Source organism: Streptomyces sp. NPDC048270, assembly GCF_040652335.1.
Taxonomy (GTDB): Bacteria; Actinomycetota; Actinomycetes; order Streptomycetales; family Streptomycetaceae; genus Streptomyces.
The window spans coordinates 1-10,366 of the sequence record NZ_JBEZLV010000082.1 but is presented as its reverse complement, the minus strand read 5'-3'; the positions used below and the strand labels follow the sequence as shown (position 1 = coordinate 10,366).

Sequence of the window (10,366 nt, the reverse complement as noted above, 5' to 3'; positions counted from 1 at the left end):
CGGGACGGGACGGCCTGTCAAGGGTGGCCGAAGGCCATCGCGAAGCGACGCGACGAAGGAGCGCCCTTGACAGGGCGGCCCGGCACGGAAGGACAAGGACTGACGGGAAACCCCCAACCCTCCCTGATCAGCATCAGCCGAAGTCAGGCCGCCGGGTTGACCTCGACCTCGACCTCGACCTCGATCGAGCCGTCCGCAGCCGCAGTAACCCGCAGGGACGTGAGGTCCGGAGCGTGGACCGTCGGGTTGTGGGCGGCCGCGCGGGGGCCGATGCCGACCACGCGCATGCCGGCGGCCTGGCCGGCGGCGATGCCCGCGGCCGAGTCCTCGAAGACGATGCAGTCGGCCGGGTCCATGCCCAGTGCGGCAGCGCCCTTGAGGAAGCCCTCGGGGTGGGGCTTGCTGGCCTGGACGGATTCGGCAGTGACCCGTACCGCGGGCATCGGCAGGGCCGCGGCCGTCATCCTGGCCTTGGCCAGGGCCGCGTCGGCGGAGGTGACCAGGGCGTGCGGCAGTTCGGCGAGCGACGCCATGAACTCCGGGGCGCCCGGGACGGGGACCACGCCGTCGGTGTCGGCGGTCTCGCGGGCCAGCATCACCGCGTTCTCCGCGTGATTGACCTCCATCGGGCGGTCCGGCAGCAGCACAGCCATGGTCGCGTAGCCCTGGCGGCCGTGCACCACCTTGAGGGCCTCTTCCGGATCCAGGCCGTGTGCCACCGCCCAATCGCGCCAGCAGCGTTCGACCACCGCATCGGAATTGACGATGGTGCCGTCCATGTCCAGGAGCAGGGCCTTGGCGGTGAGGACGACAGGTGCGGTAGTGGTGGTGCTGGCCGGCATCGGCGGGCTCCAGACGGGGCGGGAAAAAGAGAACAAGTGGTTCCGTCCACCGGTCAGGGAGTGAGGACGGAACCACTTTGTTCCTCCACGATACAAAACGTCGGCGCTCCGCGCCACCGCCGAGGGTGTGACCCCTGTCCCTTGTGTGGCTGCGGGGGGTGTGCCGGTACTCAGGCGCGCGCGTCGAGGGTGAGCGCGGGCTCGTCCCAATCGACGGCGGCCAGCTCCTCCCACCCGATCCAGGACGGCGCTGGGAAACAGGCCGGGCTCGTCCCCGCACCGGCGCCGGACCTCGGCGGTCACGTTTGGCGGGAGCCCGCGTCCTTCGGCGAGGGGCCGGAAGTCGGCGTGATTGCGGACGCCTACCCGCTGCCCGGCCAGGCTCGCGAACCAAGTCCCACCGAACCAAGATCCTTAGATCCAGCTCCGACGGGGACGGCAGGCCTAGCCCTCCAGCGCCTTGCGGGTGATCGGGCCGTAGACGCCCCACTCCTCGTCGTCGATGCCGTTCTGGTACTGGAAGGTGGACACGGCGTTCTCCACCCGCCAGTCGAACCTGCCGTTGATCTTGGACGTGTACAGGCCCCTGGCCGCCAGCAGCCGCTGGAGCTTTTCCACCTCCGCGCCCGAGTCCCCGTACCGCAGGGTCGGTGCCGCCGCCGGCGGGGTGGGGCTGGGGGCGCGGCTCGTGCTCGGTGACGCGCTGGGGGACGGGGGCGCCGACGAGCGGGACGTGCTGGGCGAGGGCGAAGGCGACTTGGACGTGCTCGGCGAGGGGGACGGCGAGGCCGAGGCCGAGGGGGAGGGGCTGGTCGAGCCGGTGGTGGCCGGGCTCAGGGACGCACTGGCGGAGGCCAGGCTCGTCACGGGCGCCGATGCCTTCGCGTCCATGAGGGCGGTGTCGTTGCTCGCGGAGCTCGGGAGCACCCACAGCGCCATGGCGGTCCCCCCGAGGGCCACCACCGCGGCGGCGGCGATCAGGAGCGGGAGCAGTCGGCGGGAAGCCGGGCCGGTCCGCGTCTCGGGGCCCCCTCCCCCTCCCCTCCCCCCGCCACCGAAAGTGTTCGGGGCCGTCGCGGCCTCCGGGACGGCACGGAGCTGCACCGTCTCGGCCGGATGCGCCTCCTTGGCCCGCTGAGACGCCTGGGCCTGGCCCTCGCCCCGCCCTTGGCCCAAACGCGGCTCCTGCCACGGCTGCGGCGCCTGACCCGGTTCGTGCCCCGGACGAGGCCCCTGCCCAGGCCCACCCTGCCCATCGGGCCAGGCCTGGTGGGCAGGGAGCACCGGCGTCCCGTACGCCGGGGTGTCACCCTGCGCCTGAGCCTGCTCCTGTGCCCGGGCTTGCTCCTGTGCCCGGACCTGCGCCTGAGCCTGCTCCTGCTCCTGCGCCTGACCCTGCCCCTGTGCCCGCGCCTGCTCCTGCTCCTGCTCCTGAGCCTGCTCCCGCGCCTCTGCCCGCGCCCGCTCCTGCTCCTGTGCCCACGCCTGCGGCTGCCCCGCCACCTGCCCCGCCAGCGTCACGATGCGCGGTATCGGCGGTGGAGGCGGCAGGTCGTCCTCGTCCGGTTCGCCCGGGTCGGGCAGCGAGACGTACGGGCGGATGCGCAAGGGGTCGAAACCCGCACCCGGCACGCACCGGCAGCGGGCACCGAGGGCGCCGCAATCTGGACAGTGCTCACCGTTCACTGGAATCCCTCCCTGGACACTGCCAGGCATTATGCAGACCCGCCGGGCTGCTCCCAACCCTCCGCCCACCCCGCCGAGAGGCCATAACCGGACACACCACGCAGGATGGAGATGTTGATCCGGCCTGAGGAGGAATCGATGGCTCAGGATGTGACCACGGATGCCGTGGGCCCCGGTCCCGGCCCGCAGAACTCCGGACCTGCCGCCGAACACGCCTCCCGCGAGGTTCTCGTCTCCATCGGCGCCCTGCTCCTGGGCCTGCTGATCGCCGCCCTCGACCAGACCATCGTCTCCACCGCCCTGCCGACCATCGTCAGCGACCTCGGCGGCATGGCGCACCTGTCCTGGGTCGTCACCGCCTACATGCTCGCCTCCACCGCCGCCACCCCCCTGTGGGGCAAGCTCGGCGACCAGTACGGACGCAAGAAGCTGTTCCAGTACGCCATCGTCCTCTTCCTCATCGGGTCCGCCCTGTGCGGCATCGCCCAGGACATGGCGCAGCTCATCGGCTTCCGCGCCCTGCAGGGCCTGGGCGGCGGCGGGCTGATCGTGCTGTCCATGGCGATCGTCGGCGACATCGTCCCGCCGCGCGAACGCGGCAAGTACCAGGGCCTGTTCGGTGGTGTCTTCGGGGCGACCAGCGTGCTGGGCCCGCTGTTGGGCGGCCTGTTCGTCGACCACCTGTCCTGGCGCTGGGTCTTCTACATCAACATCCCCATCGGTCTCGTCGCTCTCGCCGTCATCGCCGCCGTGCTGCACATCCCGGTGCGCTCCTCGAAGCACACCATCGACTACCTCGGCACCTTCCTCATCGCCTGCGTCGCCACCTGCCTCGTCCTGGTCGCCTCCCTCGGCGGCACCACCTGGGCCTGGGGTTCGGCCCAGATCATCGGGCTCGCCGTCCTCGGCGCGGTGCTGCTCGCGGTGTTCCTCTTCGTGGAGCGCAAGGCCGCGGAACCGGTCCTCCCGCTGAAGCTGTTCTGCATCCGCACCTTCACCCTCTGCTCGGTGATCAGCTTCGTCGTGGGCTTCGCCATGTTCGGCGCGATGGTCTACCTGCCGACCTTCCTCCAGGTCGTCCAGGGCGTCTCGCCGACGATGTCCGGTGTCCACATGCTGCCGATGGTGCTCGGCATGCTGATCTCCTCCACCGCCTCCGGCCAGATCGTCAGCCGCACCGGGCGGTGGAAGGTCTTCCCCATCGCCGGAACCGCCGTCACGGCCGTGGGCCTGCTCCTGCTGCACCAGCTGCACCGCACCAGCTCCACCTGGGAGATGAGCGTCTACTTCTTCGTCTTCGGCGCGGGCCTCGGCCTGGTCATGCAGGTGCTCGTGCTGGTGGTGCAGAACTCCGTCAGCTACGCGGATCTCGGCGTCGCGACCTCCGGCGCGACGTTCTTCCGTTCCATCGGCGCCTCCTTCGGCGTCGCGATCTTCGGCACGATCTTCACCAACCGTCTCGAGGGCAAGCTGGCCACCGCGCTCACGGGCGCCGCGCTGCCGCCCGGTGTGGGCAGTGCGCAGCTGGAGGCCGACCCGCGGGCCATTGCCACACTCCCTGCCGAGCTGCAACCCCGGGTGCTCGACGCCTACGCCACCTCCATCACCGACGTCTTCCTCTACGCCGTGCCCATCGTCCTGATCGCGTTCGTGGTCGCCTGGTTCCTCAAGGAGGACAAGCTCCGCGGCTCGGTCACCGCGCCCGATGTGACCGAGACCCTCGCCTCCAACCCCGTCGAGCGGTCCTCCCGCGACGAGGTCGCCCGCGCGCTGTCGGTGCTCGGCACCAAGGAGGGCCGCCGGCACGTCTACGAGAAGATCACCGAGAAGGCCGGCTACGACCTGCTGCCCGCCGCGAGCTGGCTGCTGCTGCGGATCAAGAAGTACGGGTCGGCGGAGCCCGCCATGCTCGCCGAGCGCACCATCGTGCCGTTGAAGGCCATCACGGAGGCCGCCCGCCAGGTCGAGGAGCGCCACCTGGCCGTACGGGACGGGCTCGCGCTGATCTTGACCGACAAGGGGCGCGAGGCGGCGGCCAGGCTCTCCGCCGCGCGTGAGGAGTCCCTCGCCGAGCTGCTCGGCGACTGGTGGGGTCCGGACCGCCCGACCGACCTGGTGAAGCTGGTCCAGGAGATCAACGCGGAGCTCTGCGGGTCCGACGCCGAGGAGCCCTACGATGCCTCGCCCCGCCGGGACCACGCCGCGCACTAGCTCTGATCGGGTGCCCGTCTGACCTGGTGGGTCCCGATCAGACCTGGTCAGACCAGGTGCTTCTCGAACCAGTGCTCCGCATACGGGCCCGCGTTGTACGCCGGTATCTCCGCATAGCCGTGCCGCGCATACAACGCGCGGGCCTCCACGAGGTCCGACCTGGTGTCCAGCCGGACCCGCTCGGCGCCGAGCGCGCGGGCTCCGCTTCCAGGACCTCCAGCAGGGCCGCGCCGCCGCCCGTGCCGCGGGCGCGCTGGTCGACGTACACCCGGGTGAGCTCGGCGGTGGCGGGGTCGAGGAGGCGTACGCCGCCGCACGCCAGGGGCTCGCCGTCGAGCCGGCCGACGACGAACTGCCCCGTGGGCGGGAGGAGGCCGTCGTCGGGGAAGTCCAGGAGTCCCTGGTCGATCTCGGCCTCCGTGACGGTCCGTTTCCAGTAGCGGCCCGCGACCTCGGCGTAGTACGCGCGGCGCAGGACCGTGGCGTCGGGGGTGGTGAACGGCTCGGGGGCGACGGTCCATGTGCGGGTGTCGGCGCGGGTGCCCGTCTCCGTGGGTGTGTCCGTGCGGGTGCCCGTCTCCGTGGGTGTGTCCGTGCGGGGGCCCGCGCCGGAGCTGGTGGCGGCCTGTGTGCGGTGTTCGCTGTGAGTGCTCATGGCGTCATTGTGGAGTCCGCCGCCGATCTCCGGCGTGCAATATCCACAGGCACGGGCTGATGATAGGAAAAACGGGCAAATCATGCGTTCTGGAGGGTGTGACACACCATGTCCGAGCATCCCGACTGTGCCCTGATCCGCCGCGGCTACGAGGCCTTCTCCAAGGGGGACATGGAGACGCTGAGCACGTTGATGACGGCCGACGTCATCCACCACGTGCCCGGCAACAACCCGCTGTCCGGGCACCACAAGGGGCGGGAGAACGCCATGGACTTCTACCGCCGGCTCGGCGAGGAGACCAACGGCACCTTCCAGGTCCACCTGGAATCGGTCCTCGCCGACGGGCGCGGCCACGTCATGAGCTTCCACACGGCGCGCGGTGACCGCGGTGACCGCGGCATCGAGATCCGGCAGGGCCTCTTCTTCACCATCGTCGGGCACAAGATCACCGACATCGACCAGTGCACGGCCGACATCGACGAGGAAGACGCCTTCTGGAGCTGAGCGCTCCGCACGAGCCGCCGACCTCGGCCGACCTCAGCCGAACACGCCAAACACGCCAAACACGTCGAACACGTCGAACACAGCCGGGAGCGGCCCGGGGCGCGCGCCCCCGGCCGCTCCTCAGCGCATCACGCCTTCTTCGGCGCCGCCTGCTGCACGACCTCGAACGACCACACCGACGAACCCGACGCCGCCGGCTTCGGACGCTCGCCGCCCTCACCACCGGCCCCGCCGGCCCCACCAGCCCCGCCACCGCCCTGGTGCGCGGCCTTCATGGGCCCCTCCATCCACGCCTGGAAGTCCTCCTCGGACCGCCACCGCGTGTAGACGAGGTACTGGTCGGTGCCCTCCACGGGCCGCAGCAGCTCGAACCACTCGAACCCGTCCGAGCTCTCCACCGTCCCCGCCCGCGAGGCGAATCGCTGCTCCAGAACCTCCCGCTGCTCGGCCGGCACGGTCAGTGCGTTGATCTTCACGATGCTCATGCGGGCCATCCTAGGTATCCCGCGCGGGATATCGTCGTCCAGGTAATGGAACGGGGCACGAAACGCGGCAGCCAGGCAAAGTCGGGGTTGCGGTCAACAGGGCGGGAGGCCGGCGAGGCGTGGCTAACGCGGCAGAGCACAGTGGTGGGCACGGACATGCCGGAGTCATAGGCGATGGCGGCAGCAGGCTCGGGGCGGCACGCCTCCTCCTGTGGGCGCTGGCGGGCGCACTCGCCGTCAGACAGGCCGCCGTCGTGCTGAGCGTCCCACCGGGCCAGTGGCTGGGCGGCTTCCACCTCCCCGGCAGCCTTCCCGGCTCGCTCTACGACACCGGCCAGTTCACCGGCACGCCGTTCGCCGGGCTGGTCCTCAAACCGCTCGTCGCCCTCGCCGCGCCGTCGCTGGAGCTCGCCTGGATCTCCCTGACGCTGCTGTTCGTCGCCGCCATCGGGCTCGTCGCCGCGCGCGGCCTGCCCGACCCCGTGCCGCGCCGCACCGCCCTGCTCGCCGCGCCCGTGCTGACCGCGCTCATGATGGTCTCGCTGCCCGTCCGCGAAGCCGCCTCGCCCAGCCAGACCGCCGTCCTGCCCGTGCTGCTCGTGCTCCTGGCCGTCTTCCGCGTCCCCGGCGGGCGCCAGGCCGGCTTCCTCATCGGCCTGGCCGCGGCCCTGCAGCCCGCGCTGCTGCTCTTCGCCCCGCTGCTGTGGCTGACCGGCCGCCGCCCCGCCGCCGGGGCCGCCGCCGCCACCTTCGCCGGAGCCACCGCGCTGTCCTGGGCGGCCATGCCGCGCGACTCCTGGACGTACTGGATCCACCACCTGGCCGGCACCGGCCTCGGCGGGGCCCCCGACAGCCTCGCCAACCAGTCCGTGCACGGCGCCCTGCTGCGCCTGGGCCTGGCCGGGCCCGCCGAGATCCTGCTCTACGCGGCCCTCGCGGCCGGCATCGCCTTCCTCGGGCTGCGCCGCGCCGTCCGCTACGCCCGCGACGGGCAGCTGCTGCTCGCCGTCGCCATCACCGGCTGCGTGGCCGTCGCCGTGTCCCCGGCCGGCTGGCGCCACCAGCTGCTGTGGGTGCTCCTCGCCGTCGCCGGCAAGGTGGGCCGGCGCGCCGCCGACCGGCCCGTGTGGCCCGTCGCCGTCGTCCTGACCATGACCCTGCCCGCTGCGGTGCTGCTGCCGAACCTGGCCGCGCTGGCCCCCGTACGCGACAACGTGCTGCTGCTCGCCGCGCTGGCCGCCGCCTGCGCCGTACCGTTCCTGCCGCGCTCCTCGCCGTACTGGCGCGAGCCCGTCCCGACGGCCTACGGCAAGCCCGCGGCCGCCCGGTGGCAGCGGGTGCCGCTGCTGCCGTTCTGGCGGCGCGTGCTGTCCCGCCCCAACCTGCTGCTGGAACTCCTGCTGATACGGGTCGGCTACTCGCTCTACTCGCACATCAGGGCCGCCGCCCCCACCAGCCGCGACCTCGCCGAGGGCAACGGAAGCCAGATCCTCGGGATCGAGCGGGCCATCGGCCTCGACATCGAGCACGCCGTGAACCACGCCGTCGTCAACACGCCCTGGCTGGAGGCGTTCTTCAACTTCTACTACACCTCCTTCCACTTCGTGGTGCCGCTGACGATCCTGGCCGTCCTGTACTGGCGCCGCCCGGGCGACTACCGCTGGGCGCGCGCCTCCCTGGGGCTGGCGACCGTACTGGCCCTCATAGGCTTCTGGCTCTACCCGCTCGCGCCGCCCCGCCTGATGCCCGGCCTCGGCTTCGTCGACACCGTCCACGGCCCGCAGGACCTGGCCAACCCCTCGTACGGGGCGATGACCGCGATCTCCAACCAGTACGCGGCGATGCCCTCGCTGCACTTCGGCTGGTCGCTGTGGTGCGGCATCGTGATCGTCGTACTGGCACCCAAGGGCTGGCAGAAGCTGCTCGGTGCGCTCCACCCGCTGATCACGGTGTGCGCGATCGTCGCCACCGCCAACCACTGGGTCCTCGACGCGGTGGGCGGCGCGGTGGTCGTGGGCGCCGGATTCGGGCTCGTGTACGTGCTCTCCGGGCCGCGGCGGCTGCGGGCGACGCTGCCCGCGCAGCGTACGGCGAGCGGCGGGGAACACGACCAGGACCAGGACCAGGAGACCGGGCAGAGGCTCAGGACTCCGGCGGGGGTCCGTTCCTCGTAGCCGTCACGGCCGGGGCGCCGGGCGGTGCCTCGGACAGCGCCTCGGCCGGCGCGGTGGCCGAGGCGGCGGAGGGTGCGGCGGGCGGGATGTTCTGGTTGAGGCGGAAGAGGTTCCCGGGGTCGTAGCGGCGCTTCAGCTCGCGCAGGCGCCGGTACTTCCGCGCCCCGTAGGCCTGCTCGATCCGCTCCTCGCCCTCCTCCATCAGGAAGTTCGGGTAGACCCCGGTCTGGTGGGGGGCGAGCGCCGACCACAGGCCGCGCGCCCACGTCCGCTCCTGGTCGAAGCCCTCCGGGCCCTCCGTCGTCCCGTTGATGTTGAAGGTGTGCCCGGCGCCGCGCCCGCCGAAGGCCGTCTCGTCCTCCCCGACGCGCGCGATGGCCCCGCCGAGCTGGAAGATCGGGAACGCGGTGAACGGGGAGACGATCCGGGCCGCGTGCTCGGCGGTCCGGTCGATGATCTCGTCGGTGAGCCGGTCGACGTCACACGACTTGAAGTAGTACCAGCGGCCGTGCGGGAAGGACGGGTCGAACATCGCCTGGTGCTCGGTGAACGGCTTGGGCGCGCACAGGTCGAGTACGGGCGCGGTCCCCGCGTCCTCGCGCAGCGGCCGCAGCACCTCCTGCCCCTCCTCGACCGGGCCCGCGTAGCAGCAGACCACCATCACGACCGGCTCGCCGTGCAGAGGGGCGGGGATGTACGGGGCCGCCGGCGCCCTGCGGTGGACGACGGCCGTCGTCAGCTCGTCCGGGACGGTGGTGATCCACTCGCGGTAGAAGCGCAGCAGCCGCGCGGATTCGGCCATCGGCCAGATGACGGGGCCGGCCAGTACGATCGGCCCGAGCGGGTTGAGCCGGAAGGTGAACTCGGTGACGATCCCGAAGTTCCCGCCCCCGCCGCGCACCCCCCAGAAGAGGTCCGGGTTCTCGTCCTCGTTCGCCTTCACGAAGGACCCGTCGGCGGTGACCACGTCCACCGAGAGCAACTGGTCGACGGTGAGCCCGTACTTGCGCATCAGCCAGCCGATCCCGCCGCCGAGGGTGAGCCCGGCCAGGCCGGTGTGCGTGACGATCCCGGCCGGTACGGCCATTCCGAACGCCTGGGTCTCGTGGTCGAGTTCGCCGAGCAGCACCCCGGCCTGGGCGCGGACCGTCCGAGCCTCCGGGTCCACGCGGATGCCGCGCAGGGGCGAGAGGTCGACGACGATCCCGCCGTCGCACACGGACTGGCCGGGGAAGCTGTGGCCGCCGCTGCGTACGGCGACCGGCAGCCCGGCGGCGGGCCCCGCGGCGAACCGTACGGCCTCGATGACGTCCGCGACGCCCGTGCAGTGGGCGATGAGGGCGGGGGAGCGGTCGACGGAGCCGTTCCAGACCTGGCGGTCCTCGTCGTAGGTGGGGTCTCCGGGCTGCACCAGCCGACCCCGGAAGGACTGACTGAGCGTAGCCATGCCTTCAGTCTGGCACCGGGGCGTGGCTTCGGCCTGCGCAGGCCGAGGGGGTTTACGGGGCCGTGGGGGTCTACGGGGCCGAAGGGGCGCCGGGGCGTACGTGGCCCCGGCGTCCCTTCGGCTGGATCGCCGCTGTCTGCCAGGATCGCCCGGTTCGGGCGGGGGCGCCACTCGAACGGGTGCGGGTTGCCCTCCGGCGGGGCTGGATGTACTCGGCTGGGCTGGGAGTGCCCGGCGCGGCTCAAGGATCGGGGCTCCGCCCCGGGCCCCGCGCCGCAAGCGCCGGCGGGGCTGGAAGGTGCCGGGCGGGGTTGGGAGGGGTCGGCTGGGGTGGGAGGGGTGGGTGCGGCTCAAGGATCGGG

General features: G+C 72.1%; 7 protein-coding genes and 1 pseudogene. 3 read left to right on the top strand and 5 right to left on the bottom strand.

From position 1 onward, the window contains the following. Window positions 1–143: 143 nt before the first annotated feature. Both AB0D66_RS33515 and AB0D66_RS33510 read right to left on the bottom strand, forming a co-directional pair. Complete coding sequence (locus AB0D66_RS33515; protein ID WP_362310951.1) at window positions 144–842, bottom strand: HAD-IA family hydrolase; 699 nt, start codon at window positions 840–842, stop codon at window positions 144–146. A gap of 444 nt (window positions 843–1,286) precedes the next feature. Continuing rightward, complete coding sequence (locus AB0D66_RS33510; protein ID WP_362310950.1) at window positions 1,287–2,450, bottom strand: peptidoglycan-binding domain-containing protein; 1,164 nt, start codon at window positions 2,448–2,450, stop codon at window positions 1,287–1,289. Window positions 2,451–2,666: 216 nt separating this feature from the next. On the opposite strand from AB0D66_RS33510, the gene AB0D66_RS33505 reads away from it, so the two are divergent. Further along, entirely contained in the window at window positions 2,667–4,739 is a 2,073-nt protein-coding gene (locus AB0D66_RS33505; protein WP_362310949.1) for an MFS transporter, read from the top strand. A 47-nt stretch (window positions 4,740–4,786) separates the two neighbouring features. On the opposite strand, the pseudogene AB0D66_RS33500 reads toward AB0D66_RS33505, so the two are convergent. Beyond that, a pseudogene (locus AB0D66_RS33500) lies at window positions 4,787–5,214 on the bottom strand (GNAT family N-acetyltransferase). A gap of 288 nt (window positions 5,215–5,502) precedes the next feature. Between AB0D66_RS33500 and AB0D66_RS33495 the strand changes: the two are divergent. Further along, a complete protein-coding gene (locus AB0D66_RS33495) occupies window positions 5,503–5,898 on the top strand; it encodes a nuclear transport factor 2 family protein (protein WP_362310948.1) in 396 nt (131 codons plus the stop codon). Between the two features lie 128 nt (window positions 5,899–6,026). Here AB0D66_RS33495 and AB0D66_RS33490 read toward each other — a convergent pair whose 3' ends face one another. Then, window positions 6,027–6,383 carry an antibiotic biosynthesis monooxygenase gene (locus tag AB0D66_RS33490; RefSeq protein ID WP_069923807.1) on the bottom strand — a complete coding sequence of 119 codons (357 nt, stop codon included), beginning with the start codon at window positions 6,381–6,383 and terminating at the stop codon, window positions 6,027–6,029. A gap of 167 nt (window positions 6,384–6,550) precedes the next feature. Here AB0D66_RS33490 and AB0D66_RS33485 point away from each other — a divergent pair, with 167 nt between their 5' ends. Further along, on the top strand, window positions 6,551–8,557 hold the full coding sequence (locus AB0D66_RS33485; protein WP_362310952.1) for a bifunctional glycosyltransferase 87/phosphatase PAP2 family protein: 2,007 nt from the start codon (window positions 6,551–6,553) through the stop codon (window positions 8,555–8,557). Here the strand turns inward: AB0D66_RS33485 and AB0D66_RS33480 are convergent. After that, window positions 8,526–10,004, bottom strand: coding sequence for an FAD-binding oxidoreductase (locus AB0D66_RS33480; RefSeq protein WP_362310947.1), 1,479 nt, complete (start codon window positions 10,002–10,004; stop codon window positions 8,526–8,528). The two genes, AB0D66_RS33485 and AB0D66_RS33480, sit on opposite strands and share 32 nt — an antisense overlap. Between the last annotated feature and the right edge of the window lie 362 nt (window positions 10,005–10,366).